Source organism: Spirulina major PCC 6313, from assembly GCF_001890765.1.
In the GTDB taxonomy this organism is placed as follows: Bacteria; Cyanobacteriota; Cyanobacteriia; order Cyanobacteriales; family Spirulinaceae; genus Spirulina; species Spirulina major.
Map to the genome: position 1 here is coordinate 315947 of NZ_KV878783.1, position 25578 is coordinate 341524.

General features: G+C 54.1%; 22 protein-coding genes. 10 read left to right on the top strand and 12 right to left on the bottom strand.

Annotated elements, in window-relative coordinates; translation table 11 throughout:
- Positions 1-150: 150 nt before the first annotated feature.
- The 3 genes from hetR to tatA all read right to left on the bottom strand — a co-directional run bounded on the left by hetR (position 151) and on the right by tatA (position 3573).
- Complete coding sequence (gene hetR, locus SPI6313_RS01590) at positions 151-1089, bottom strand: heterocyst differentiation master regulator HetR (protein WP_072619420.1); 939 nt, start codon at positions 1087-1089, stop codon at positions 151-153.
- Between the two features lie 402 nt (positions 1090-1491).
- Positions 1492-3285: a translational GTPase TypA gene (gene typA, locus SPI6313_RS01595; RefSeq protein ID WP_072619421.1), complete on the bottom strand. Its 1794-nt coding sequence runs from the start codon at positions 3283-3285 to the stop codon at positions 1492-1494.
- 108 nt (positions 3286-3393) lie between these two features.
- Entirely contained in the window at positions 3394-3573 is a 180-nt protein-coding gene (tatA, locus tag SPI6313_RS01600; protein WP_072622946.1) for a twin-arginine translocase TatA/TatE family subunit, read from the bottom strand.
- Positions 3574-3682: 109 nt separating this feature from the next.
- Here tatA and SPI6313_RS01605 point away from each other — a divergent pair, with 109 nt between their 5' ends.
- Together SPI6313_RS01605 and SPI6313_RS22140 are read left to right on the top strand one after the other, a co-directional pair.
- Positions 3683-4429 carry a phycocyanobilin:ferredoxin oxidoreductase gene (locus SPI6313_RS01605; RefSeq protein ID WP_072619422.1) on the top strand — a complete coding sequence of 249 codons (747 nt, stop codon included), beginning with the start codon at positions 3683-3685 and terminating at the stop codon, positions 4427-4429.
- A 223-nt stretch (positions 4430-4652) separates the two neighbouring features.
- Positions 4653-6824, top strand: a complete 2172-nt coding sequence (locus SPI6313_RS22140) for a sensor histidine kinase (RefSeq protein ID WP_175551036.1) — start codon at positions 4653-4655, stop codon at positions 6822-6824.
- A 104-nt stretch (positions 6825-6928) separates the two neighbouring features.
- Here the strand turns inward: SPI6313_RS22140 and psaD are convergent, their stop codons facing one another.
- Together psaD and SPI6313_RS23245 are read right to left on the bottom strand one after the other, a co-directional pair.
- A complete protein-coding gene (gene psaD, locus SPI6313_RS01615) occupies positions 6929-7357 on the bottom strand; it encodes a photosystem I reaction center subunit II PsaD (protein WP_072619423.1) in 429 nt (142 codons plus the stop codon).
- A gap of 71 nt (positions 7358-7428) precedes the next feature.
- Positions 7429-7605 (bottom strand): hypothetical protein, encoded by a 177-nt coding sequence (locus SPI6313_RS23245; RefSeq protein ID WP_175551037.1) that lies wholly within the window; start codon positions 7603-7605, stop codon positions 7429-7431.
- Positions 7606-7697: 92 nt separating this feature from the next.
- Between SPI6313_RS23245 and SPI6313_RS01625 the strand changes: the two genes are divergently transcribed.
- Together SPI6313_RS01625 and SPI6313_RS01630 are read left to right on the top strand one after the other, a co-directional pair.
- Positions 7698-7904 (top strand): hypothetical protein, encoded by a 207-nt coding sequence (locus SPI6313_RS01625; protein WP_072619425.1) that lies wholly within the window; start codon positions 7698-7700, stop codon positions 7902-7904.
- A gap of 161 nt (positions 7905-8065) precedes the next feature.
- Positions 8066-9769, top strand: coding sequence for an ABC-ATPase domain-containing protein (locus SPI6313_RS01630; protein ID WP_072619426.1), 1704 nt, complete (start codon positions 8066-8068; stop codon positions 9767-9769).
- Positions 9770-9807: 38 nt separating this feature from the next.
- Here the strand turns inward: SPI6313_RS01630 and SPI6313_RS01635 are convergent, their stop codons facing one another.
- The 3 genes from SPI6313_RS01635 to hemL form a co-directional block, all read right to left on the bottom strand.
- A complete protein-coding gene (locus tag SPI6313_RS01635; RefSeq protein WP_072619427.1) occupies positions 9808-11556 on the bottom strand; it encodes a ShlB/FhaC/HecB family hemolysin secretion/activation protein in 1749 nt (582 codons plus the stop codon).
- Positions 11557-11649: 93 nt separating this feature from the next.
- Complete coding sequence (locus tag SPI6313_RS01640; protein ID WP_072619428.1) at positions 11650-12177, bottom strand: hypothetical protein; 528 nt, start codon at positions 12175-12177, stop codon at positions 11650-11652.
- Positions 12178-12480: 303 nt separating this feature from the next.
- Positions 12481-13782: a glutamate-1-semialdehyde 2,1-aminomutase gene (hemL, locus tag SPI6313_RS01645; protein WP_084668840.1), complete on the bottom strand. Its 1302-nt coding sequence runs from the start codon at positions 13780-13782 to the stop codon at positions 12481-12483.
- A gap of 248 nt (positions 13783-14030) precedes the next feature.
- Here hemL and tsaB point away from each other — a divergent pair, with 248 nt between their 5' ends.
- The 5 genes from tsaB (at position 14031) to SPI6313_RS01670 (ending at position 18997) form a co-directional block, all read left to right on the top strand.
- The gene (gene tsaB, locus SPI6313_RS01650; protein WP_072619429.1) at positions 14031-14657 is read left to right on the top strand and encodes a tRNA (adenosine(37)-N6)-threonylcarbamoyltransferase complex dimerization subunit type 1 TsaB; all 627 of its coding nucleotides are present in this window, start codon (positions 14031-14033) and stop codon (positions 14655-14657) included.
- Positions 14658-14761: 104 nt separating this feature from the next.
- Complete coding sequence (locus SPI6313_RS01655; RefSeq protein ID WP_072619430.1) at positions 14762-15745, top strand: ABC transporter ATP-binding protein; 984 nt, start codon at positions 14762-14764, stop codon at positions 15743-15745.
- A 140-nt stretch (positions 15746-15885) separates the two neighbouring features.
- On the top strand, positions 15886-16686 hold the full coding sequence (locus SPI6313_RS01660; RefSeq protein WP_084668841.1) for a peptidoglycan-binding domain-containing protein: 801 nt from the start codon (positions 15886-15888) through the stop codon (positions 16684-16686).
- Positions 16687-16730: 44 nt separating this feature from the next.
- Positions 16731-17054 carry a DUF1330 domain-containing protein gene (locus tag SPI6313_RS01665; RefSeq protein WP_072619432.1) on the top strand — a complete coding sequence of 108 codons (324 nt, stop codon included), beginning with the start codon at positions 16731-16733 and terminating at the stop codon, positions 17052-17054.
- Between the two features lie 74 nt (positions 17055-17128).
- Positions 17129-18997 (top strand): mechanosensitive ion channel family protein, encoded by a 1869-nt coding sequence (locus tag SPI6313_RS01670; protein WP_175551038.1) that lies wholly within the window; start codon positions 17129-17131, stop codon positions 18995-18997.
- An 82-nt stretch (positions 18998-19079) separates the two neighbouring features.
- On the opposite strand, the gene SPI6313_RS01675 is transcribed toward SPI6313_RS01670, so the two are convergent.
- Positions 19080-20081: a phosphoribulokinase gene (locus SPI6313_RS01675; RefSeq protein ID WP_072619434.1), complete on the bottom strand. Its 1002-nt coding sequence runs from the start codon at positions 20079-20081 to the stop codon at positions 19080-19082.
- A 734-nt stretch (positions 20082-20815) separates the two neighbouring features.
- Between SPI6313_RS01675 and petH the strand changes: the two genes are divergently transcribed.
- Complete coding sequence (petH, locus tag SPI6313_RS01680) at positions 20816-22018, top strand: bifunctional rod-capping linker CpcD/ferredoxin--NADP reductase PetH (RefSeq protein WP_072619435.1); 1203 nt, start codon at positions 20816-20818, stop codon at positions 22016-22018.
- Between the two features lie 122 nt (positions 22019-22140).
- On the opposite strand, the gene SPI6313_RS01685 is transcribed toward petH, so the two are convergent.
- The 3 genes from SPI6313_RS01685 to blsG all read right to left on the bottom strand — a co-directional run bounded on the left by SPI6313_RS01685 (position 22141) and on the right by blsG (position 25475).
- Positions 22141-23742: a hypothetical protein gene (locus SPI6313_RS01685; protein ID WP_072619436.1), complete on the bottom strand. Its 1602-nt coding sequence runs from the start codon at positions 23740-23742 to the stop codon at positions 22141-22143.
- Positions 23743-24262: 520 nt separating this feature from the next.
- Positions 24263-24385 (bottom strand): hypothetical protein, encoded by a 123-nt coding sequence (locus SPI6313_RS24650; protein WP_281248338.1) that lies wholly within the window; start codon positions 24383-24385, stop codon positions 24263-24265.
- Positions 24369-25475, bottom strand: coding sequence for an arginine 2,3-aminomutase (blsG, locus tag SPI6313_RS01690; RefSeq protein WP_072622949.1), 1107 nt, complete (start codon positions 25473-25475; stop codon positions 24369-24371). Before blsG ends, SPI6313_RS24650 begins: the two co-directional genes overlap by 17 nt.
- Positions 25476-25578: the final 103 nt, after the last annotated feature.

A 25578-nucleotide genomic window follows, 5' to 3' on the forward strand; every position in this document is an offset into this window, starting at 1 on the left:
GATGGGAGCTTCATGGTAGGGGGATCAACCCCCCAGCCCCAGCCAGTATAGTGAAATTCAGTAGATGCACCCTGATAGTAAGGAGGCTCCCCAAGGGGAAGCCTCCTTTTTTTGTCTTGCCGTAGCCCCTGGTAGCCTCTGACCTTCGATCTAGGTTTCTTGCGGATCACCAAAGACCATTTGCAGCACCATGGTGGGATTGCCTTGTTCATGCCATTTATCGGCCCATGCCCGGATGACATGGTCTAAATCGGCCTTGGCGGCTTCGAGGTTTTCGGGGGGAATGTCGAGTTCTTCGAGGAGACGCATGGCGTGGGGTTTTTCCTCGGCCCAATCGCGCATCATGCGGAAAAAGCGGGCGGTATCGTCCACCATGGTGTAGGTGCGCTCTTCTGGGCCGCTGGGGGAATAGGTGGGGCGCAGGAGGGCATAGAAGGGGAGGCCCCAGGGGTTATCGACGCGCATCACCGTGCCGGAGTAGATGAGGCGGCGTTTGATATGTTCGCCGAGGGCTTCACTCATGGTCATGCGACGTTCGGCGGGGAGTTCTTCTTGCGATCGCAAATGCAAAAACTCAATCAATTCAAAAAACTGAAATGAGTTGATCAATTGCGCATTGGGTAAATCGGCGGGGAGTTTATCTTCAATGTATTGTTTTTGTTCCCCGGTGAGATTGGTTTGGACAAGGCGCGATGGGTGCGCTAACGCGGATTGCCCCGCTTCCCAGGGGTATTTTTCCAACCACACATAGGGAAATTGAATCAGATAGCGTGGTTCTTGGGAACCGAGCATCTTCAAAAGCTTCCCTTTCGTCAATGCCTGGCGGATTTCATTGACAATCACCTTCACCCGCTTCGGCTCAATGTGGTGCAAATGCCCCGTCATGCGGATGTTTTCACCCTGCTCGATGTAGGTTGTGTAGATCGCACATTTCGCGGCGGTGGCGGCGGCATCTAAAAATGCACCGTGGCGATGGCCACCCACTCGCATCGCACTAAACGCTAGATAAAACAGAATCTGATCCATCGCGCTGGGATCAAGGCTGTTGATCAAATCTTGATCGGTTGAAAGTTGGGGAGATAAGGACATGGTTAGGGAATTTCGGATGACTGCGTGTTCCAATCAAGCTCGGCATGACTCACAATAGTAACTGCCCAGCCCACTCAACTTCAGCACCCTAATGCGACGAGATGGCTATTGCGGTGTAAGGGCTAGACATTTAAGACACACTCAGAGCATCTAGAGCGAATCTTACATACCCTAAACATATCACACTGAAATTCATCCAGTTTGCCGGTATGAGCGCGAAAAAGCGGCTATAGAGGGCGATCGCAGCGATCGCCCTCTATACCCCAAAAGCCCCCACACCATCCCGAAGGATGGCAGCACCGACAGAGCATATAAAACTGACCCAGTGCCACGCACCGGATCAGTTTTATCGGGATGAGCGTGATTCTATCGTTGCGATCGCTGCAACAGCCAGAGGCAATTCTAGCGTTTGGCCAGCTTCTTCATGTCGATTTTGCGTAACCGGATCGATTGCGGTGTAATTTCCACCAACTCACCGGGGCCAATGTATTCCAACGCCCGCTCCAAATTCATCTCCACCGGCGTTTGCAGTTGCACCAATTCATCCCCACTCGCGGCGCGATGGTTGGTGAGTTGCTTCGCTTTGCAGATGTTGAGGTCGAGGTTTTGGGGGCGATTGTGCTCCCCGATGATCATGCCTTTATAAACCCGCGTGCCCGGTTCAATGAAGAACACACCGCGATCCTCCGCATTTTTCAAGGAATAGAATGTCGCCGTCCCCTCTTCAAAGGCCACGATCACACCGTTGTAACGGGTATCAACATTACCCAGAATCGGCCGATATTCAAGGAAACTATGGTTCATAATCCCTTCGCCACGGGTGAGGCGAATGAATTCACCCCGGAAACCAATCAGCCCCCGCGCCGGAATCACAAATTCCAATTGGGTGCGGCCGTTGATTCCCACTTGCATATCCTGCATTTCACCCTTGCGCTGCCCTAAGCGTTCGATGCAACTGCCCACAGCAGCTTCAGGCACATCAAGCACCAAATATTCAAACGGTTCGCAGGGTTGGCCGGAGATTTCGCGATAAATGACCTGGGGTTGAGACACTTGGAACTCGTACCCTTCGCGGCGCATGGTTTCGATCAAAATCCCCAGGTGCAATTCACCCCGACCGGAGACGGAAAATTTATCCGGGGAATCGCTTTCTTCGACACGGAGGGCGACGTTGGTTTCCAATTCGCGGTAGAGGCGATCGCGCAATTGCCGCGACGTGACAAACTTCCCTTCCTGACCCGCAAAGGGCGAATCATTAATCGAAAACGTCATCTGTAACGTCGGTTCATCAACGCTAATCAGCGGCAACGCCTGGGGATTATCCGGACAGGTAATCGTTTCGCCAATATTGGCATCGGCAAACCCCGCCACCGCCACAATATTACCGGCAGAGGCTTCGGGGATTTCCACCCGCGCCAAGCCGTTAAAGCCCAGGAGTTTAGAAATTTTGGTTTTCACAATGCTGCCATCATCTTTATAGAGGGCGGCCTGTTGTCCTGCGAAGATCGTGCCGTTGTGGATGCGACCAATCACGATCCGGCCCAAATATTCGGAATAGTCCAGGGTGGTGACTTGGAGTTGCAGGGGCTTTTCGGGATCACCAGCCGGCGGGGGAACGTGCTGCAAGATGGCATTAAACAGCGGCTCCATATCTTGGCCGTCTTCGGCTAGGGTTTCTTTGGCGTAACCGTCGAGGCCAGAGGCGTAGAGGGTGGTGAAATCACACTGATCATCGTCTGCGCCCAGTTCGACGAACAGGTCAAAGACTTTATCCACGGCGATATCAGGATCGGCGTTGGGGCGATCAATTTTGTTGACGACGACAATGGGGCGTAGGCCTTTTTCGAGGGCTTTTTTGAGGACAAAGCGGGTTTGGGGCATCGGGCCTTCGTTGGCATCGACGATCAGGATGCAGCCGTCTACCATGCCGAGAACGCGCTCGACTTCACCGCCAAAATCAGCGTGGCCGGGGGTGTCCACGATGTTGATCAGGGTTTCTTTGTAGCGGACGGCGGTGTTTTTGGAGAGGATCGTGATGCCGCGCTCCCGTTCCAAGTCGTTGGAGTCCATGACGCAGTCGGGCACATCTTCGCCTTCGCGGAAAATTCCGGATTGTTTGAGCAGGGCATCAACAAGGGTGGTTTTGCCGTGATCGACGTGGGCGATGATGGCGACGTTGCGAATAGGAAGCGACATGGTTGACCTCAAACGGGGCAAGGAAACTATAGATTTCTTAACATTCTACACTGATTCCGGTCGGGAATTTCGGAGCGGAATGGGCGGCGAGTTGGGGGATGGGGATCTTTAGGGGCGATCGCTCTCCTCTACTTCATTTTCATCCGGGCTGGGATTCTCCATTTCGTCTTTAAATCCCCGCAATGTTTTGCCGAGGGCACTGCCAAATTCAGGAATTTTTTTCGGGCCAAAAATGAGAATCCCCACCGCTGCAATCACGGCTACTTCGGGCCAACCTAAACCAAACATATTGCTTTCATCCTGACTGAACTTAATGTTTTGTAATCTCTCGGCCAGGCCGGGATCACCCCCAGTATATGCTTGATGTTGCACGCTGCTGAAGGAATGAAAACCCCATATGTCCCCGATCGCCAACCCACCCCAACTCCGCACCGAACTGCATCCCCTGATCGAACGATTGGCGAATTGCATTCTTCAGGTTTGGCATCAGGAACTTGACCTCGAACCCTATCCCCTGCCGGAGGAGTTGGGCTATGTGGAGGGCAAGCTAGAGGGGGAGCGGCTGCGCATTGAAAACCGTTGCTATCAAACCCGCTCGTTTCGCAAGCTCCATTTAGAACTGGCCAAGGTGGGGAAAAACCTCGACATTCTCCATTGTGTGATGTTTCCCAATTTAGACTACGGTTTACCGATGTTTGGCTGTGATCTGGTGGGGGGACGGGGCCAAATTAGTGCGGCGATCGTTGATCTGTCCCCCACTCAGCTTGATCGACAGTTACCCCTCGGTTATCAAACTGCATTGCATGCCTTACCTACGCCGCAGTTTTCCCAGGTGCGTGAGTTGCCGGACTGGGGAGATATTTTTTCGGAATTTTGTTTGTTTATTCGCCCGGAGGGGGAGACGGAAGAAACGGCGTTTATTGAGCGGATTGAGAGCTTTTTAACGATTCATTGTCAGCAGGCGATCGCTGCCTCACCCCTCCCCCCCGATCAAATTCACGCCAACTGGCAAGGGCAGGCAAACTACTGCACCAAACAACGCCAAAACGATAAAACCCGTCGCGTGCTCGCGGCTGCCTTTGGGGATGACTGGGCAGATTTTTACATGAATACCGTGCTGTTTGATTTACCAGATTCTCCTTAATCTATCGTCAGTCAATAGTGACAGCCCATTGTTTGTGCTGAATCCCATCGATCAGGTTCGTATTTTGTCATGGGGAAGGAGTCAAAACCCCGCTGGGGTGAATCGTGACCCGCCACCGCTCTAGAATTGTTGTGAGTTCTCCAAACCACGCATGAGCCTTGATTCGTCTCCCCCGCCCTTTTCAGCCCTACAGCACTCTATCGCTGTTCAAACACTGGTTAAGATGGCGTTTAGTCTGGTACTGGTCATTATTGTCATTTCAGGGATTAGTTATTGGCATTTGATGCGCGAACTGGATTTGGATACCCGGACTCAACTCCTGGGCTATATTGCCGAGCGTGGCCAACGAGAAGAGAGTATTTTTAACCTGGCTCAGGATAATCATGGTCTGTTGCGGGCTGAATTTCTCCGCGAGTTCTATGCCTTAGACCATCAGACTCCGGTAGCCCTCGATCGCCTTGTGTCCTGGTCGGATGGAACGGAGCGTAATGCACCAGAGGGCATTGATCCGAAGACTTTTGATACTGTTCATGAACCGACGGTGTTTGTGCAGCCGGGGGTGGAGATGACGGCGGATGTGCAGCAGCGGTTGGCCTTGGCTTGGGATTTGGTGGGGCGCTATGGGGCGGCTTGGCGCGATCGCTTTTTGAACACCTACATTTCCCTGCCCGAAGGAACGATGACGGTGCTCTGGCCCGGTGCAGCTTGGGGGATCAACGCCGATCCTCACCTCAATTTCCAAACCGAAGAATGGTTTTACTTGGGCGATCGCACCCATAATCCCCAGCGGCGCACCCTGTGGACGGGCCTGTATGCTGATCCTGTGACCCATGATTGGATGGTCTCCGCTGAAACCCCGATTGATGATGCAACCGGTCATCATGTGGCCACGATTGGCCATGACATTGTTTTAACCCAGTTAATTGATCGGGTCATTGCAGATCATCTAGACGGAGCCTATAACCTCCTGATCCGTGCCGATGGGCAAATTATCGTTGATCCTGATTTAACCGACCAGATTCAAGCCGCTGACGGACGCTTAACCGTGCAAACCGCCGAAGATGCACACTTATCACGCCTGTTTGCCCTTATTCAACAAATGTCCGGCAAATATCGCGTGATCTACAGTGCTGAGGATCAAGAATATTTAGCGATCGCCCATCTTGCCGGGATCAATTGGGACTTAGTCACGGTCTATCCCGCAACCCTCATCCACCGCCAAGCCCTCCATACAACCTGGTTTCTCGTGGGTTTAGGCTTGGTCGCCCTCGGTCTAGAATGCCTCTTGCTCTTCACCATCCTGCAATACAATATCGAACGCCCGCTCTACTCTCTCCTCGGTGCCACACAACAAGTCACCCAGGGCAAATTCACAGTGTCTCTCGATACCGAGCGACCGGATGAATGGGGTCAATTAGCGATCGCCTTCACCCAAATGACCCACCAACTCCAAACCGCCTTCACCGCCCTAGAACAAAAAGTGGTGGAACAGGAACAGGCCCAAGCCATCATCCTCGAAAAAAGTCACGCCCTAGAAGCGGCTTTTCAAGAACTGCAACAGATGCAACTGCAAACTGTTCAGAGCGAAAAAATGTCAGCATTGGGTAATTTAGTCGCGGGTATAGCCCATGAAATTAATAATCCGGTGGGGTTTTTAAAAGGCAATCTTAAACCAGCCCAAGACTATGTTCAGGACTTACTGGATTTAATTGATCTCTATGCCCTCAAACTGCCTGTCCCCGATGCGGACATTGAGGACAAAATCGACGAGATTGATCTCGAATTTGTGCGAAGTGATCTCCTGCAACTCCTCAACTCAATGCATCTCGGCGTGGAACGTATCCAGATGATTAGTCATAGTCTGCGAATTTTTTCCCGTGAAGATCAAGAATATAAAATTGCCTTTGACATTCATCAGGGTCTGGATAGTACGGTATTGATTTTAAAACACCGGACCAAGGCGAACGAACTGCGCCCCACGATTGAAGTCGAAAAACACTACGGTCAGATCCCGGAAATTCAATGCTTTTCAGGACAATTAAACCAAGTGTTTATGAATATTCTCGCCAATGCCATTGATGCTCTTGAAGAATCCAATCAGGGCAAAACCTATCGAGAGATTGACCAGAACCGGAATCGGATTACGATTCAAACCGCTGTGGTGGCCGAACAGGTGCAGATCCAGATTCACGATAATGGCTGTGGCATGCCATCGGAGACCGTAAACCGCATTTTTGAGCAGGGATTTACCACCAAAGCGGTGGGCAAAGGGACGGGCTTAGGGATGGCGATCGCCCATCAGATCATCACAGAAAAACACGGCGGTGCGATCGCCTGCACCTCAACGCTTAATGTGGGAACGACGTTCACGATCACCCTGCCATTGATTCCCTAAATTCAAAATCTAGCCATCAACAATTCAGCCATCAAAAAAGGAGTGCGATCGCACTCCTTTTTTCGCAAGTCATCATGAACAGTCTGGCTCAATCATTCACGCGACTAGACTTCGTAGGGAGCTTGGCCAGAGAATTTGATCGTCACTGGTTCAGGATTGCTGCCAATGTTGCGATCTTTTTTCCCGGCAAACTCGCGGCCTTCATTCACTTTTTCAGGGAACACGCCATCTGCGGGATGCAGATATTGAGTTTCCCCGTTGGGAAAGACGCGGTAGATTTTAAACTCTTCCAGTTTGGGCTTGAACTTGGTGCGTAGTTGCGTGCCTAGGGCAAGGCATTGCTCCTTACGGGCAAAGTACAAGAGGTTTTCGCCTTCGTGCATGATGGCAGCGCCACCCGTCGGCATTTCAAACACTTGCTCTTTGTCGCTTGTCCAGGTGATCGCGTACTTCTCTTCCGTTTCCGCTTTCGTCAACAAGCCGCCTGTGCTGCCACCAAACTTGGGAGTTTGTCCAGAAAGTGCTTCTGTCATAAACGTCTCTCTAAACGATGTGATGTTTAGTCGAATGCTATCACTGTGGGTGAAATTCACCGGGGTATTTGTCAAGAACTGTAACAGTTCGTGAGAAAGTCGTCTTGAAAACGGGGCTTGGGGTTGGGGAGGCGCGGGGAGGGGAGCGATCGCACCTCCAGTTCCATCGGGCAAAGATAGCCCCAATAAACGCTAGGGCGTGGGTTTTCCTGCCATTGCACCGCAAATATTAAATTATATTTCAGCATTTCCGTGACTCCCATGCAGATTTGAGCGATCGTGATACCGTCTAGAAGTGTTGACCCAGTGTCATTCTTTTATTTGGAGGACGTTTATTTTGATGACCCCTGCATCTCTTCCTGAAACCGAAGTCTGTCGCGAAGATATCTGTGAGTATGTTGCCCAACTTCAGCTTCACATGACGTTGCAAGCCCGTAATTTAGTCCCATCCTTAACCCAATCTCCTCAACATCAGGACAGTCGCAGTCAACTGCTCCACGACACCCAAGTCCAAATCGAAAAATTTGCCTCGCGTCAATGGCTCTAGGGTTCACGCTCTCCACTCCCTGAACCAGTTTTGCCCGTAGTTTTTTTGAACGTTAAGTGGCGTTGTGCCACGATCCCGCATCCCACGGCAGCCTGTCGGTGGGTTGTTTCTTTGGTGGGGTATCCTCATTGTTGTGTTAACCGGAGTTTGACGATCCGCTGATGTCTGTGACGAGTTTACGCAATACCCTCTATAACCTTGATGGTGCGAGTTATGGCGCGTATAAATCCCTGAAGGGTCGCTACGAGTTGGATGATTTTACCCTCTCGATTGATCATGTTCAGGGCGATCCCTTCGCCGCACCGAGTCGGGTGCATGTGGAAGTGCCCCAAGCGATCGCCCAATTCCCCCCCCACTTGTTTAACCATCCATCCCGTGAAATTGCCCTGCGGGACTATCTGCTGCGGCGATTTGCGCGGGTGGCGGCGGATTTGAGCGGACGGCGGGGTAGTGGGAAAAGTGGCGCAATTGAAATTCTCTCGGTGGGGCAAGAGGTGCTAGAGCAAACGGCGGTCTGGGTGGATGCGCAGCGGGTGGAGGCTCGGTTTACGGTGGGACTGCCGGCCCAGGGGCGACGGATTTTGGGGCGACAGGCGGCGGCGTTACTCTGTGAAGATGTGCCGGAACTTGTGGCGCGATCGCTCCTCGCCCCATCCCTCGATCTCACGGCTGTACAGCGCCATGTCGAAACGGTTGAAGATGCCGACGCACTGCGGGGCCAACTGGCAGCGCGGGGCTTGATCGCCTTTGTGGCCAATGGGTCAATTTTGCCGCGCCGCAGTGGGGTGGATGCGCGACCTTTGGGCCAAGAGGCGATCGCTTTTCAATCCCCCTCAGAGCTTGAATATGAACTCATCACCCCCAACCGCGGCCCAATCCGAGGCATGGGCATCCCCCAGGGCATCACCGTGATCGTCGGCGGCGGTTATCACGGCAAATCAACCCTGTTAAAGGCGGTGGAATTGGGGGTCTATAACCATATTCCGGGGGATGGGCGGGATTATGTGGTTAGCGATCCGGCGGCGGTGAAGATCCGCGCCGAGGATGGGCGATCGATCGTGGGGGTGAATATTTCGCCGTTTATTAACCATCTGCCCCAAGGCCGCTCGACGCGCCATTTTTCCACCCCCAACGCCAGCGGCAGCACCTCCCAAGCGGCCAATATTATCGAAGCCCTCGAAGCGGGGGCGCAGGTGTTGCTGATTGATGAAGATACGGCGGCGACGAATTTTATGATTCGCGATCGCCGTATGCAGCAACTGATCGCCAAAGCCAACGAACCGATCACGCCCTTGATCGATAAGATTCGCCAACTCTGGACAGAGCAAGGGGTATCGAGCCTGTTGGTGATGGGGGGGAGCGGCGACTATTTTGATGTGGCGGATCGGGTGATTGCCTTGGATAATTTTGTGCCCCAGGATGTGACGGCACAGGCCCACGCGATCGCCCAAGCCCACCCCACCGATCGCCAACCCGAAGGCGGGGCCAATTTTGGCGAACTCACCCCCCGGATTCCGATCCCCAGCAGTCTTGATCCCAGCCGGGGTAAGCACGATGTGAAAGTGCGCGTCCGAGATCTGGATGCGATCGCCTTTGGCAGCGACGATATTGATCTGAGCGCGGTAGAACAACTGGTGAATCCGGGGCAACTGCGTGCGATCGCCGCCGCCCTCGTGGAGGCCAAATCCTCCGCCCTCAATGGTCATACCCCGATCCCCACCATCCTTGATACGATCATGACCCAGATTCACGCCACCAGCCTCGACAGCCTCACCCCCAAACCGCTGGGGGATTCCGTCGCCTTTCGTCGCTTTGAACTTGCCGCCGCCCTCAACCGTCTCCGCAGTCTCCGCGTCCAACCCTAAACCCGACGATTTTTGGGTCATCTCAGCTACACCTGAGCCTAGAATCGCCAAATCACACTGAAATAGAAGCCATCATCCTGGGCATTCTCGCCGCGATCATCGAGATTCACAAGGGGAAAACCATAGTCAACGCGGACGGTGAAGTCGGGGTAGGGATTCCAAATCAGCCCACTGCCGATGCCAGCGATAAAACGCTCGGCGGCGAGGGAGTTGGGGTTATTTTTGGCATTCCAGACCCAGCCCAGATCGAGAAATGGGGCGAGGACAAGGGTGGCACTCCCAGCTTCATCTCGCACAAGAGTCAGCCGATTCTCAGCGGAGAAACGCACCCCATTATCCCCCGCTCGCACGTTTTGCCGAAAGCCCCGCACCGATTGCCCGCCGCCAATCACGAACTGCTGCGACGGCAGGAGAGGGGATAGGGCGTATTGAAGATCTGCCGACAGAATGAGGAAGTTGTTTTCGTTGAGGACTTGGGCGCGTTGGACTTGGCCGAGCCAACTGAGGAATTGCCCGTCGGGGATGGAGCCGCTGTTGCTGGTGGCATCAAGAAGATCGAGGCCGAGGCTGAATTGCGATCGCAACGCCCACGCCCCCCGCGCATCCCGTCGAATATAGTCTTGCCCAAACTTCAACACCGTCGTTGTCGTGCTGCCGTCCGCCTCCGGGCCAAATCCAAAGGGAGTCGGCCCCGCAAAGGTAAAGGTTTGACCCGTTTGATAGGTCAACCCCATTGACAGGGCAAACTCTTCGCGGGGTGTACGTTGCAGAGGTTGGCGATAACTGATTTCGTAGAGTTCAGAATTACCGCGAATATCTAAAATATTGAACGGCTCCTGCACCACATTATTACGGTTAAACGAGGCCCGCAATTGCAGCATGCCATCCAGCGCATTGAAGGGATACCGATAACTCAGATCAAAGGTATCGGAACCGCCTCTCGTGGTACGCTTCATGCCGCCGCTCAGTTCATCCCCCGCCCCCGTCAGGTTTTGATAGCTGAGATTCACCCCCATCCGCTCTGACCCCACACTCGGCGGTGAATAGTTATCCACCGTCGCTGCCCCCCGGAATTGCCGCGCTTCGGTCACCCGCACCACGAGAATACTTTTCGCGGGTTCGGTGCCACTGCGGAGACTCGCTTCAATATTTTCGATCAGGGGATCGGTGCGCAACAGTCGGAGTTGATCTTCTAAGCGGCCCGTGTTGAGGGGAGTACGAGCGCCTAACGCCACCCGTTTCTTAATGTAGCCAGGTTTGAGGTTGGTGGTTCCTTCCACTTCAATATCTTGAATTCCCCCTTCGAGGACGTTGATCTCAATCGTGCCGGTGTTCAAACTTTCAGGGCTGAGGATGGCGCGGGAGGTAATGTAGCCGTCGGATAGGTAGCGTTCGGTCACAAGGTCAGCGAGCCGTTGTAGGGAGGCTTCGCTGACACGTTGGCCGATGAAGGGCGCAAACTCGGCTTGAAAATCTTCAAGGCTAAATAGGCTGCTGCCCGTGATTTGGATGCGATCGACACGGATGGGACCGGGTTCGGGGGCGAGGGGATTGGTGGGGGGGGCGGTGGGGGGCGTTTCGATGGAGTTGCGATCGCTCCCCTCCAACGGCTGCGGCGGGGCTTCATTGGGCTGCAAAAAACGCTCATCATTGGACTCTGGAATTTGGGCAATCAGGGCAGGGAAAGACGTGGCTTGTAATGATGTCGCCTCGCTAGTCGGGCAGAGCAAAGTCGTAAGACAGGCTGTTCCCCAAAAAACAAGACTGTACTGTGGCTGCTGAACCATAATAAATTCCCTTAATTGTCATCACCATGTTGCTCTCACCCACGATCGCGCTCGGAGTGCAAGACTTCCTCTCGCCCCCAATCATAGGTGCTTTTACGGAAAAGCCCGCCCGCCGGGCTGAACTTTTTCCATTAACGTTGGGGTGTCTGGATTGGAACTGAGTTGAATGAGATAGGGATGATAGCGATCTTTGCGATAGGAGCCGACCCACACCTCATACTGACCGGCTAACCACGCTCCAGAAATGGCGGGATTGCGCCCCGCGTAGTCATCATTACACCACAGGCCACCAGGGCCGCGCACCAGGAGGGTCGTATCTTCGGGGCTGGCGACTTCAAGGCTAAGAAAGTCGAAAAAATCACGCAACACCACCACATGATCCGGCTCACTATCAATAAAACCGGCGCAGGTTCCCGTTTGGGTGCTGTCCTGGGCGGTGACGGTGCGCACTGCCAAGGCTCCCCCGCTAATGCCTCGGATGATCACACTTTCGGGCCCGGATTGACTGAGTTGAATATCTTCAAAAATGGTTTCGCTGCTCTGAATTTGTGCCTCACTGGGGAGTGAGAGACTATGGGGGATCAGGGTCAGCAGGGCAAGGATTAAGGTTGAGCGCAACATGGGTTAAGAGTCCCTAATATCATCATCAAAACGGCTTTTTGGGCAGATTGTTCCCCACTGTACCCTGATTGTTGGGTTTGTTCCGGTGATTTGGGGGATCGCACCCCCATCATCCCAGACCCTTGAAATGCCCTCACGTTTCCCCGACAAAAAAGGCGGGTCGCCCCGCCTGCTTTGGTTTAACGTTTTTCTCCGTAGTGCGAGCTTCTAGCTCGCTGCCCTGAATCAGGGGAATCACACCCAGGCTAGGTCAACAGTTGCACGTTATGTCTCAGCAGTAGCCAGCGGGGGAGGTGCGATCGCTTACAATGCCGCCATCACCGTCCGGGCGGCAGCTAGGGTTTCTTCCACTTCCGCATCCCCATGGGCCAGGGAGGTAAAGCCCGCCTCAAACTGCGACGGTGCCAGGTAAACCCCCTGCTCCAACATGCCCCGATGGAACCGGGCAAACTTCGCCGCATCCGACTTTTTCGCATCCTCGTAGTTATGCACCGGATCAGCTTGAAAGAACATCCCGAACATGCCGCTAATATTGCCCCCATAGGCCGCATGTCCTGTTTCCTTGGCAATGTCCAACAAGCCCGTGATCAGCGTATTCGTCACCCGTTCGAGGTGTTCATAGCTGCCGGGTTTTTGCAGCAATTCCAGGGTTTTAATCCCCGCCGTCATCGCCAAGGGATTCCCCGATAATGTCCCGGCTTGGTACATCGGCCCCGCCGGAGCCACCATCGCCATAATATCCTTACGACCGCCGTAGGCCCCCACGGGCAACCCACCGCCGATCACCTTACCCAACGTCGTCAAATCCGGGGTCACGCCGAATTTTGCCTGCACGCCACCGTAGGCAATCCGGAACCCGGTCATCACTTCATCAAAGACCAAAAGGGCCCCGTTTTCCTCCGTCAAGAGTCGCAGCCCTTCGAGGAAGCCCGCATCGGGGGGAATGAAGCCCGAATTACCCACAATGGGTTCCAGGATCACCCCCGCCACTTCGCCGGGATTTTCCGCAAAGAGGGCTTTGACGGCTTCGAGGTCGTTGTAGGGGGCGGTGAGGGTGGCGGCGGCGGTGCTTTTCGGCACACCGGGGGAGTCGGGCAGGCCGAGGGTGGCAACCCCTGACCCTGCCTTCACCAAGAACATATCGGCGTGACCGTGGTAGCAGCCCTCAAACTTGATGATTTTTTCCCGACCGGTAAAGGCCCGCATCAGGCGCAGAACGGACATACAGGCTTCCGTCCCGGAGTTGACAAACCGCACCAGTTCAATGCTGGGGACGGCATCAATGACCATTTCCGCCAACACATTTTCTAAGATGCAGGGCGCACCGAAGCTCGTGCCTTTGAGTAAAGCGTCTTGGAGGGCGGCGATCACCTCAGGATGGGCGTGGCCACAGATGGCGGGCCCCCAGGTGCCGACGTAGTCAATATATTCGTTGCCGTCTACGTCCCAAACGCGAGCGCCATTGACGCGATCGAAAACGATGGGCTGACCGCCGACGGATTTAAAGGCCCGCACGGGGGAACTTACGCCGCCTGGCATGAGTTTTTGGGCAGCGGCAAAAATTTCTTCGGATTTTGTGGTGTTCAAACTCGACGTTACAACCAAAATGCTCTCCTTTGTCCTTGCACAATCACAACTGGAATGACTCGTTTTGATCTCACGCAACCCATTGGGCGACCGTTGCGGTGGTTGGGGGTGGGGTGAGATGGTATGGCCAGTTTCTATCCTATCGGCCTTGGCGGGGCGAAAATGTGGAGAAACGTTAAGGAAGAGGGGCGATCGCCCCTGAACCCCGCCCCCCAAGGGCAGCCCAAAAACAGGTTAGGATAGGTTTTCGGTGAATATAGGGACCAATGAGTGACGGGTTAGCATTACATACCACCACGGGCGAGTTGGGGCTAGCGGCGATCGCATCCTCAGAACCAATGCGATCGCAGGTGTGGGACTTGGGGCGATCGCTCTCCACGGAACTCCACAGCTATCTCGCCGCCTTCCTCACTCCCCTCGCCTGGACAGACCTCGACTTTCTCGCCGTCGCCAAAGGCCCCGGCGGCTTCACCGGCACGCGGATCGGTGTCGTTACTGCCCGCACCCTCGCCCAACAGTTAGACCTGCCCCTCTTTGCCATCTCCACCCTGGCCGCCGTGGCCTGGCAACAATTCACCGCTGACGCTGTGGCAACGGCGACCTATGCGATCGCCTATCCCGCCCGCCGAGGCGAACTTTTCGGCGGCATCTACACCCTTACCACCCACGGCATCGACCCCACCCAATCCCAACCCGATGCCATCTACACCCCGGAGCAGTGGGCCGACACCCGCGCCACCCTGCCGCCCCACACCGTTATCCAGGCTCCGGACTCCCTCGCCGCCTCCGTTGCCCCCCTCCTTGACCTCGCTGCCCGTCGCTATGCGGAGGGCGATCGCCCCCATTGGTCTGCCGCCCTTCCCTTCTACGGCCAACATCCCGTCACCCTGTGAACGAATCACCCCGGCATGGGATAGCGCCTTGGCAGATCCCCGGTGGATTCGTTCGTAGCCTGAGTGCGGTTTTTGTAATGATTCGCTTGTTTGGATAAGTCACGATGGACATGATCACAGTTGAACAATTGAGTAAGGTGTATCCCGTTGCGGTCAAAGAGCCGGGATTACGGGGGACATTGCAGCATTTTTTCCAGCGGAACTATCGCCAAATCAAAGCGGTGGATAATGTGTCCTTTAGCCTGCAACCGGGGGAAATGGTGGGATTTTTGGGGGCCAATGGAGCCGGAAAAACCACAACATTGAAAATGTTAACGGGGTTGATTCATCCCTCGGCGGGAACGGTGCGAGTGGCGGACTATGTACCCTTTCGCCGTCAGCCGCAATTTTTGCGCAAGATTAGCCTGGTGATGGGGCAAAAGCAGCAATTGTTGTGGGATTTACCGGCGTTGGATTCGTTGCGGATTAATGCGGCGGTGTATGAATTGTCGGAACGGGAGTTTACCCAACGGTTGGGAGAGTTGAGCGAGATGCTGAACTTGGGGGGCAAGTTGACGCAGCCGATGCGCAAAATGTCCTTGGGGGAACGGATGAAGGCGGAATTGTTGGCGGCGTTGCTTCACCATCCTCAAGTTTTGTTTTTAGATGAGCCGACCTTGGGGCTGGATGTGAATGCCCAGGCGGCGGTGCGGGAGTTTCTCCAGCTTTACAACGATCGCTACGGGGCGACGGTGCTGCTGACCAGTCACTACATGGCGGATATTACGGCACTGTGCGATCGCGTCCTCCTCATCCATCAAGGGGGGTTAATTTATGACGGCAGCCTCAAGGGTTTACTCGAACGATTTGCCCCCTATCGTGAAGTGCGGTTGCAATTGGCGGCAACGCTAGAGGCCGAGCAACTCGCCGCCTATGGGGAATTGGAGTCCCTCGATGGGCGGGATGTGCGGCTTTTGGTACGGCGGGAAGCGTTGACGCAAACGGTGGGGCAATTGCTGGCCCAGTTGCCGATCGCAGACTTGAGCATTACCGACCCTCCCATTGAAGAGGTGATCGGGCGGTTATTTGCGGCGGGGACGGTGGCCTAAGGGCGGAAAAGCGTTGCTAAGCTGGCGTAGATTGCGTTAAAACGGGCGATCGATGGCCCACAATCCGGTTTAAAATTTGGGCTAAATTGTTCGTGCCCTGCTGTTTGCTTGGCTTGCTGTGTTGTATCAGGATTGATCCCATGCTCAACGTCCCTATCCCCTCCGTCGTGTCCCCTGTTCTGCGCCGTGGCTCATATTTCCAGTGGCAACGGTGGCTAGTGAGGAATTGCCTGTGGGGGACGGTGGCTGTGATGGTGGGGGCGATCGCTCCCCTACCCCTCCTCGCTTCGCCCCATCGAGTCGAGGCAACGGTGATCAGTCCCGCCAAGCTGACCCAAACGAAAATCATTTTGAAAAAGGGCGATCGTGGCGATGCCGTGCGTCAACTCCAAACCCAACTGCGTCAAGTGGGGTCTTATAACGGGCCGATCACGGGCTTTTTTGGTGACCAGACCGAAACAGCAGTGCGGCATTTTCAGCGATCGCGCAACCTCAACGCCGACGGCATTGCCGGCCAAAGTACCCTCGACGCTCTGGCCGCTGTGATTGCCGCCCGCAATCGGCAACCGCAATTTCAACCCTTTGGCCAAGGGGCAAAAGGCGATCGCGTCCGACAAGTTCAATTGCGTCTGCAACTGTTGGATTACCTCCCACGCAACGCCAACGGCAACTTTGATCGCACCACCACCGAAGCCCTGGCCCGCTTCCAACGGTCTCGCGGCCTGGCCGGAGATGGTGTCGTTGGTCAACAAACCTGGACGGTCTTACAAAATGCCATTACCCAAGCTCAAATTCGTGATATGCAAGAACGTCTCCGGGGCGCAGGCTTTTACCGAGGCTCCATTGACGGTCTCCTCGGCACAACCACGCAACGCGCCATCGAAGCCGCCAAACGGGTCTACGGGGTGAGTGCTGCCGCCGTCCTACGAGGTAGCTATTAATAACCTAATCACCTGATTTCTCTCTCCCTCACCCCAAGCCCACCATGACCCCCCCAGCCCCCGCCTTTCTTCTCATCCAGGCCAAAATTAGCGATCGCACCCAGTTCAGCCACTACGCCGCCGCCGTTTCAGCGTTGGTCGTCGTCATGGGGGGCCAATACCGGGTTTTAGGGGGTGAGCAAACCTGTCTCGAAGGGGAAACCGCCCCCGGCGGGCGGGTGGTCATTTCTGAATGGCCATCGCGGGCCGCCGCCTTAGCCTTTTGGCAGTCACCGGACTATGCCGCCCTCAAACCCCTGCGGGCGGGCGCGGCGGACGTGACGGTGCAACTTCTCGATGGATTGCCGTTGACTCTACCTAAAGACTGAGCACAATTACTCAACCCCACGACATAATAAACCTGACCATGCTTCACGGTGCGAAAGAGTTTATGCGAGGTTTAATGATCGGCAAATTACAACGGTGGATCAGTCTTTTTCTGCTGACTGTGGTCGGGGTGATGGGGGTTGCGATCGCCACTCCCGCCCAGATTAACGGCTTTGATTTTTCCATTGAAGAAATCAACAGCCGCCCCAGCATCCCCACGGTGGCCATCGGCACCTTGGAAATTGCTCCGGTTTTTCTCGATGGGTATCCAGTCTTGCGGGTGGCCACCGAAACCCTCGGCCCCAACGCCCAACGATCCGGCGAGGCGGCGCTGCGATCGCAGCAAATCGGTCAACGGCTACAGCGCATCCTCGAAAGCATGACCGACTATGGTCAAAGCGACCTCCAAGGCGTGACCAATCTCAAGGAAAAAAAACAGCAACTAGCGGAGCAACTCGTTCTCACGTCCCATAGCGTTAATGACTCAGCCTCGGTGATCAAAGCCACGTTCCCCCAGGACACCGCCCCCCAAATCATGATCACCATTACCGCTGCCGATGCCCTCTATTCCCGCTCCACCTTGGATGATCTCGCCAATCAACTTTCCGACAAAATTCACCGCGTCCTCCTCGAAGCCTGGGAAAAACGTCAGCCCACCGTTCTTATAGAAGCTGGGCTGAAAGCGTTGCTCCTCCTGGGGCTGACCATTTTTACCAGCTTTGTGTTTGCCCTCTGGCAACGTCGTTTAATGCTGCAACGGCGACGGCTGCGATCGCACCCCGGCCCCGACCTTGAACTGGATTACGATGCCAGCGAAACCGTCAACGCCCTTGACCTCCTCAAACTGCAACTCAGCCGCTTTGCCTCCCAACGAGACTACAGCGTCAACGCCTTCCTGCGGCGCAGCGTCTTTTGGGGACAAATCATGCTCTGGGTCATCAGTATCGGGCTGCTGAGCCGTTCGTTCTACTTCACCCGCCCCTTTGCCAACTGGTTACTCGGCGTTTGGCCCAAGGAATGGCTCCTCAGCCTCGGCCGCAGCGGCGTTTTAGGCACACCGTTATTCCTCCTGCTCATTTTCCTCGCCGTCAGCCTCCTGGATCGATTCATCGATCTGATCATCGATCGCCTCGCCCGGCAATGGCTAGAAGCCCAAACCGAAACGATCCAAGCCTCCCATCGCTTTTCTCTGCGGGTTCCCACCCTCGTTTCCGCCGCCAAAGGGGTCAGCACCGTCATCGCCTACGCCCTCTTTATCCTCATCGCCCTCCAGCAATTTCGCGCCATCAGCACCCCCATCGCCACCTTTTTGGGGATCATCACCTTTGCCATCTCCCTGGGCGCTCAGAACTTCATTAAAGACGTGATTAATGGGGTCTTACTGCTGCTCGAAGACCAATATGCCGTCGGGGATGTGATTGCAATCAACAATCAGGTCGATGGACTGGTGGAATATGTCAACCTGCGCATCACTCAACTGCGCAACCTTGACGGTGAACTGATCACCATCCCCAACGGGACGATTAGCATTGTCCGGAACATGACGAGCAGTTGGTCTCAGGCTAAACTCGCGGTGACCGTCAGCCATGATACGGCGGTGGATCACGCCATTACCGTGATGGAACAGGTGGCCCAGGAGTTATACACCGATCCTGAATGGCAAACGCAAGTGATGGAACAGCCCGTGATGCTGGGGGTGGATAAACTCGATGCCGACGGTTGCCAAATTCTCATGCTCTTGAAAACCCAACCGATGCGCCATTGGGATGTGGCGCGGGAATATCGCCGTCGCCTGAAATCTGCCTTTGAACGCGAAGCGATCGCCCTAGGGATGCCCCGCCAACGCATTTTTGTAGACTCCAGCCCCCGCGATGCCCATCGCCACGATGCGATCCGGATTGGGGAGGTGCGATCGCCCCATATCACACAAAACAGCCACCCGTAGGCGGCCGTTTATCCGTTGGTCATTCAAGAGGTGCGATCGTCGATCATGAACGATGAAATCAGCAGCAACAACAGAACAGTCCTTAGACCTTCGCCGCCACCTTATCCGCCCCGCTCGTCAAGCGTTCATACTTATCCCGCATCTTCAGACCCACCAACACCTGGAACAAGCCTGTACCATTATCCGACCCCGGATAGTCCTTATGCTTCAGCACCAACTCCGTCATCTCGCCGTAATAGCGCGTCGAAGTGCTGCTCAGGTGGCTCTCAATGTAGATCATCTCTTCGAGATTATCGAATTGGCCATCCACTTCAAGGATCGAGACTTCATGCCCCATGTAGGCATCGGGCCCGTAGTACATCTTGATACCAGGATAGGTGCAGGTCAGCTTCCGACCACAGGGCCGCCAATCAATCGTAGACCCCTCATCAAAGAGATAAACCGGCTCAAAATGCTCAACTTGGTCTTTCTGGATCAAGCGAACCCGCAGATACTTCCCTTCCTTATCTTCCACCAACTGCGTCGGCAAGACCTGAATCACCACATCCGCAAATTCTTTTTGGGGTTCGATGTAAGCCGAAAAATCTGGTTTCCGAGCATTAATCGAGGCCAAAACGTCTTCGTAGGTGTGACCCCGTTCTGCCATGTCCCGTTGGATTTTCCATCTGATTTTGACCTCATCACTGATGTCTAAATAGACGCTGAAATCTAACAGACTCCGCACTCGTTCATCGAACAAGGGGTGCAAGCCTTCAATCACCACTACCTTATTGGGATTAATGCGTTCGGGAGGATCGAGCTCCCCGGTTTCATGGTTGTAAATCGGCTTATCAATGGGATTCCCTTCCTTCAAGGCTTTGATCTGCTCATACATCAGATCAAAGTTGTTTGCTTTGGGGTTCAGTGCTGTTACGCCGGCTGCTTTTCTTCCCTTCCGATCCAGACTGTGATAGTCATCGAGACAAATCACCGTCATGAATTCTTCCCCAAACAAGTCTATAAGGCGGCGGAGAAATGTAGATTTTCCGCAGCCTGAGTCACCAGCAACTCCAATAAGAACAACACGGTCTGATTGCGCGATCATACCTTTCCTCTTTACAAAACTGATTTCTAAAAAGTAGCTTAGGCAAGCGTGACATCCTCCACTGGACGCAGGTTACGATGCAGTATGGTTTAGGCCTCTGAAAGATCGGGATTTTGTCCAATAAACCAAGATCTAACACCCTAGTTTAGGTGAGATGGGTTGATCCATATTGGTCGGTACTGATCTCAATCCTGACCAGACTGGAACAGTTCAGAGGATCATAAACCAATGGGGTGAATCGCACCTTATGCTGATCGTTAACGTTCAGGAAAGACGACAATTGTGCCGAGTGCCTAGTAAGTATTTAATACTAGAGATGTACGCCCGATTGTATCAGAACCGGAAATCTCCTACAAGACTCCGACAGCCCTAACCACTGCCTGCCCAGTACCTATGCTACGGCAGGCTGGGCGTTTTTGCTGAAGAAAACCTAAAAAAGATAGGTTCGCTACAGTCTCCCCTGGGTGGGATTGTTAAGTTAGGCGTGCGATCGCATCTAACTCCCGCGTCCAAACCGTTGCCCGCTCTCCAAGCCACCCATTGAAGCTGTCCTTAATCCGGCTAAAGCGTTACGTACCACACAATGCTAGGCTTGATATCGAGGCAAAAAGTGCTCTACTGCGCACCACTTTATCTGGATAGATAAGAGGGTTTGACTTGAATCGCAGTATGTAAAGCTCCGTTTTGCTGAGAGAATAGCACCTTTAAATTGAAGTTTTGGAGATTGGCAGCGTATGTACGGACAAAGTTCTACTTTGGCTCAGAATACTGAGTCTGGGAGTCGGATGTTTATTTATGAGGTTGTCGGTCTACGCCAGAACAATCAGACGGATAGGCTGAACTACTCCCTCCGTCGCAGTGGCAGTACGTTTGTTACGGTTCCTTACAGCCGGATGAACGAAGAGATGCAGCGAATCCTGCGCTTAGGCGGCAAAATCGTCAGCATCAAACCCCTGAGTGGCGAACCCCCGACGCAACCGGCAGGAACGACAACCTCAGTACCATCCTCGGACGATACTGTGAGCCAAACCATGATTGTTCATCCCAAACCCACTGACAATAAAATTCCCGTTAACATCTACAAGCCTAAAACCCCCTTCACGGGGAAATGCTTGGACAACTACGAACTCGTCCGAGAAGGGGGGACGGGGACTGTGCGCCATCTGACCTTTGATCTATCCGGGGGTGATCTTCACTACCTCGAAGGGCAAAGTATTGGGATTATCCCGCCGGGAACCGATGACAACGGCAAGCCCCACAAATTGCGTTTATATTCGATCGCCTCGACCCGTCATGGCGATCGCGAAGACAACAAAACAGTGTCCCTCTGTGTGCGTCAGCTTGAATATCAGCACCCCGAAACCAACGAAACCGTCTATGGGGTTTGTTCGAGCTACCTCTGTGGCCTTGAAACCGGTGCTGATGTCACCATCACCGGGCCCGTTGGGAAAGAAATGCTGCTCCCCGATGACGAAGATGCCACCGTGGTGATGTTAGCCACCGGCACGGGGATTGCACCGTTCCGCGCTTTCCTGTGGCGGATGTTCAAAGAAAAGCACGAAGGGTATCAGTTCAAAGGGTTGGCCTGGTTAATCTTTGGCATTCCCTACAGTGCCAATATTTTGTATCAAGAAGAACTCGAAAAACTGGCGGCTGAATTCCCGGATAACTTCCGGCTTACCTATGCGATTAGCCGGGAACAACAGAACGAAGATGGCAGCAAAATGTATGTTCAAAGCCGCGTCAGTGAATATGCCGACGAACTGTTTGAAATGATCCAGAAGCCCAAAACCCATGTCTATATGTGTGGGTTGAAAGGCATGGAGCCGCCGATTTCGGAAACCTTTACCCAAGAGGCCGAAAAGCGTGATATGCATTGGGATGACCTCCGCAAGCAGATGAAGAAAGAGCATCGCTGGCATGTGGAAGTCTACTAAACGACGGGTCTGCTAGCGATCGCGCTCACCCCTGACATGAAAAAAACAAGGAGTCTTGACCCCTTGTTTTTTCATGTTTGAGCGCCTTGATGCTCCCCGTCTAATGATGTCGGGTGGGTGGATCACGTTGAGCGTTGAGCGTTTGTTTTGACGTGCAAAAGATGGGACAGGGGGGATAAATCCACAGACCCCCGATAGATACTGCTTGCAAGCTGGTAATTTTCCAAAACCTGAATCAGCCAGGCGACATCCTGCGGCGGGAAGGTTTGATAGTGGAGAAAAAGGCGGGTCAGGCGTTTTTCCAGTTCCGGGACAAGGGGGGGCGAGAGGAGAGTGAGTTTCATCAGCATACCGATGGTGTAGGTGGCCCCCAGGTTGGCGACGGCTTCGATGAAGCGATAGTGATCGGGGTTATTGTCTTTTTCGATCATCAACAGTCCTAAGAGTTTGGTGGCCGTGCGGAGGCTTAGGGATTCGTCGGGGCGACGCTGATCGTAGCGCGGCAAAATGTTGTGGAGATAGGTTTGGAGTTGATTACTCATTGGGTAGGGACTTGAGGAGGGGAGGGAGTGGATGAGGTATTGATGGAGTTGGGCTTTGAAGGAGGCGTAGGAGGAAAAGTGACTAATGCCAAATCGGAGCCGCTGGGCGAGTTCTTTGCTGGTTTCCCGGCCGGGTCGTTTGTCCCAAAAATGGCGGAGGGCGGTGGCGAGTTCGCGATCGCTCAATAACGTCGGATTTTTCTCCCGCCGAATCACCCGCCCCGCTCCCTGGCTCAATTGTCGAGCGCGGGCAATATCGGCTAACCGGGCTTGATAGGTGACAAAGCGGTTGAGCTGAAACTCGTACCGCTCCTGATGCCGGGTGTAAAGATAGCGAACCGTTTGCTGCTGTTCGTAGTCACTCTCATCATTGAGCAGCAGCGTTTTATAGAGGAACGGATAGCGGCCCAGCAATGCCCCTAGGGGGTGATGGTCGGCGATTGGGGTGGGTTGATAAATTTGAGCAATGCGATGGAGGATCGTGTACTGCTCCGTTTTCAAGAATTCCGCCACCAATTCCCGGAGACGATGCACCGCTCTGGCTTGTTTATAGCCAGGACTGGGAAGGTGATCGAAGCAGGCGACTAACTGAGGAATGAAGGGATGGGCCTTGGGGTCAAGTTGCCAAAAATCGATCACGATTAAGCAGCAATGGAGGAGAAACTGCGGAAAAACCGTAGGGGCATTTTTGGCCAGAACAATTTGATCGAGGGTGGCCTTGAGCTTGAGATCCTGAATATTGTGGGTATCCACGATGAGGTGTTGAAAGCGGTCAATTACCTCAAGGGGAGGATGGGCCTGCACAAGCATGGCGAAGGACTGATAAATCAGGGTTTCGGGGGATTGTGCGGGCAGGGTGATGGGGGGAGAGGGGGCCGCCGCATCGGGTTCACCATCGATGGGGGCAACGTCTTTGACGGGTAATTGGAGGAGGGTGGTGAGTTGGTGGGTTTTGCGGAGGGTGCGGATGCGCTGGAAGCCGGTAAATGTGCCGGCAAAGACGAGGGTGGGGCGATCGCTGCTATCGAGATCAAGGCGAATCAACTGGAGCGAGGCATCATTTGCCAACTTGCGCAATTGGCGCAACACCTTCAGTTGATGAACACTCGTCAGCTCTAAGCCTCTCAGCAAACGCAGTTCCCAATGAATCGCCCCAGATGGAATGGATTCCCGATCAGACATGGTGAAAATGTCCTGTTACGAAAATAGTGAGGGAGTCTGAAAGCCCGTCAATTGATTGCGGGGATGAAAGACGACACGAGCGACGTTAGTCGCTCTCCTTGGGCCAGTCATGTTATGTCGATTATATTGGATTGCAAACGTCCAGGAACTCTCACAAGGCTAAAAACCGATAGGCCTGGAAGCATTTCAGGGTAAGCAGGCAGCGGAATGAGTGGGCGGATTGCCTACTGCGTCATCCAATCTAACGATTTGGTCGCCTCGGAAGACTTGAAGGTGAACGGGTTAGTTTGCGATCGGCATCGGGCTGAGTCGATAGTGAAGCGGGTTTGTATCCTGCGCCTTGGACTAACTACCGTGGGGCACAGGGGAAGTTATCCGCTTGGGGAGATTAGACCTCTGGCGGGGTTGGAGCAATCCGGCTCGGTTAGGTCCGGTCGATGCACCAAGAATCCCCGTCGCTGTCTTCGCGGGGAGTGTCAATCAAGAGTTAGCCCGTCTCAGCCATCGTAACAAGTTCAGGCTACGGGGTATCCTTGCCAGCTTCACCCCAACCATTGGCGTATCTACCGCCCTGAAGCGCGATCGCCGCCGCGTCGAACCCAGACGCAACGGCTATTCTGGCAGGATTAGGTGCTGACTCCATGCTCGGTAAGTTGTAGGGTTTGGCCGTAGGCATTTTCGAGATAATAACCCTCCTCATTGGCCTGTACCCATTCTTCCGTGAGGGGAATTTTACCGAGCTTCGTGGTGATGATGTATTGAGGCACAGCGAAGCCGGTGATTTCCCCCTGGAGGCCGCGCATGATCTCGCGACCGGCGGCAATGGTGGTGGCAAAGTGGGACACACCGGTCACATTGTCGCAGTGATACAGGTAGTAAGGGCGCACCCGAATCTTCAAGAGGTCTTTGAGAAGGGTTTTCATGGTGTCGAGGCTGTCGTTGATGCCCTTGAGGAGGACGGTTTGATTTTGGACAATGACCCCATGGCGCAGAAGGCGATCGCAGGCCGCCGCCGCCTCCGGTGTGATTTCCTTCGGATGGTTGAAATGGGTGTTGAGCCACACCGGCTGGTAACGATCGAGCATCGCACAAAACGCTGGAGTAATCCGCTGGGGCAGCAGCACCGGATAGCGCGTCCCAATGCGGATAATTTCCACATGGGGGATCTGCCGCAGCCGAGCGAGGATCGGCTCTAGCTTTTCATCACTGTAGGTTAAGGGATCACCCCCGGTCAGCAAGACATCCCGAATTTCGGGGTGGGCTTCGATGTAGGCAAAATCCGGCTCCCAACTGACGGCTTCATTTTGTTCAAAATACGTGCCGTTGACATCGGTGGTGTGATATTTCCGGGTGCAATGGCGACAGTACACAGCACAGGCTTGGGTGACCAAAAGGATGATGCGATCGGGATATTTATGCACCACACGATTGGTTTTGCGGTAGATGGTATCGCCGACGGGATCATCCTCGGCCCCGGCAAAGGTGCGAAATTCATCGAGTTGGGGCACGGCTTGTTGACGGATGGCGCAGGTAGGATCATCGCGATCCATCAAGGCGGCGTAGTAGGGAGTAATACTCCAGCGATATTTACCCACACATTGAGCGATCGCGGTTTCTTCAGCAGGAGTGAGATTGATCCAATGGCGCAGGGCCTCAACGGTGGTAATGCGGTGCTTGAGTTGCGATCGCCAATCCTGCCAATCCAACTCTACTGGCAATTCTGTAGAAATCATGGTGCTACCGATGGGAGAATACATTACATTGAAGACGACATGATCTTGAACTGAACGACGACACACCCCTGAAAAATGTTCATATCCACAATCTTAGTGAATT

Coding starts and splice junctions, on each gene's coding strand:
- SPI6313_RS01685 (WP_072619436.1), bottom strand. CDS start 23,742: ATGTCTGATCGGGAATCCATTCCATCTGGGGCGATTCATTGGGAACTG.
- SPI6313_RS01655 (WP_072619430.1), top strand. CDS start 14,762: ATGGACATGATCACAGTTGAACAATTGAGTAAGGTGTATCCCGTTGCG.
- tatA (WP_072622946.1), bottom strand. CDS start 3,573: ATGTTTGGTTTAGGTTGGCCCGAAGTAGCCGTGATTGCAGCGGTGGGG.
- SPI6313_RS01670 (WP_175551038.1), top strand. CDS start 17,129: ATGATCGGCAAATTACAACGGTGGATCAGTCTTTTTCTGCTGACTGTG.
- psaD (WP_072619423.1), bottom strand. CDS start 7,357: ATGACAGAAGCACTTTCTGGACAAACTCCCAAGTTTGGTGGCAGCACA.
- SPI6313_RS01675 (WP_072619434.1), bottom strand. CDS start 20,081: ATGATCGCGCAATCAGACCGTGTTGTTCTTATTGGAGTTGCTGGTGAC.
- SPI6313_RS01630 (WP_072619426.1), top strand. CDS start 8,066: ATGTCTGTGACGAGTTTACGCAATACCCTCTATAACCTTGATGGTGCG.
- SPI6313_RS01625 (WP_072619425.1), top strand. CDS start 7,698: ATGACCCCTGCATCTCTTCCTGAAACCGAAGTCTGTCGCGAAGATATC.
- petH (WP_072619435.1), top strand. CDS start 20,816: ATGTACGGACAAAGTTCTACTTTGGCTCAGAATACTGAGTCTGGGAGT.
- SPI6313_RS01605 (WP_072619422.1), top strand. CDS start 3,683: ATGTCCCCGATCGCCAACCCACCCCAACTCCGCACCGAACTGCATCCC.
- SPI6313_RS22140 (WP_175551036.1), top strand. CDS start 4,653: ATGGCGTTTAGTCTGGTACTGGTCATTATTGTCATTTCAGGGATTAGT.
- typA (WP_072619421.1), bottom strand. CDS start 3,285: ATGTCGCTTCCTATTCGCAACGTCGCCATCATCGCCCACGTCGATCAC.
- SPI6313_RS01660 (WP_084668841.1), top strand. CDS start 15,886: ATGCTCAACGTCCCTATCCCCTCCGTCGTGTCCCCTGTTCTGCGCCGT.
- SPI6313_RS01665 (WP_072619432.1), top strand. CDS start 16,731: ATGACCCCCCCAGCCCCCGCCTTTCTTCTCATCCAGGCCAAAATTAGC.
- blsG (WP_072622949.1), bottom strand. CDS start 25,475: ATGATTTCTACAGAATTGCCAGTAGAGTTGGATTGGCAGGATTGGCGA.
- SPI6313_RS24650 (WP_281248338.1), bottom strand. CDS start 24,385: ATGGAGTCAGCACCTAATCCTGCCAGAATAGCCGTTGCGTCTGGGTTC.
- SPI6313_RS23245 (WP_175551037.1), bottom strand. CDS start 7,605: ATGCTGAAATATAATTTAATATTTGCGGTGCAATGGCAGGAAAACCCA.
- hetR (WP_072619420.1), bottom strand. CDS start 1,089: ATGTCCTTATCTCCCCAACTTTCAACCGATCAAGATTTGATCAACAGC.
- SPI6313_RS01640 (WP_072619428.1), bottom strand. CDS start 12,177: ATGTTGCGCTCAACCTTAATCCTTGCCCTGCTGACCCTGATCCCCCAT.
- SPI6313_RS01635 (WP_072619427.1), bottom strand. CDS start 11,556: ATGGTTCAGCAGCCACAGTACAGTCTTGTTTTTTGGGGAACAGCCTGT.
- tsaB (WP_072619429.1), top strand. CDS start 14,031: ATGAGTGACGGGTTAGCATTACATACCACCACGGGCGAGTTGGGGCTA.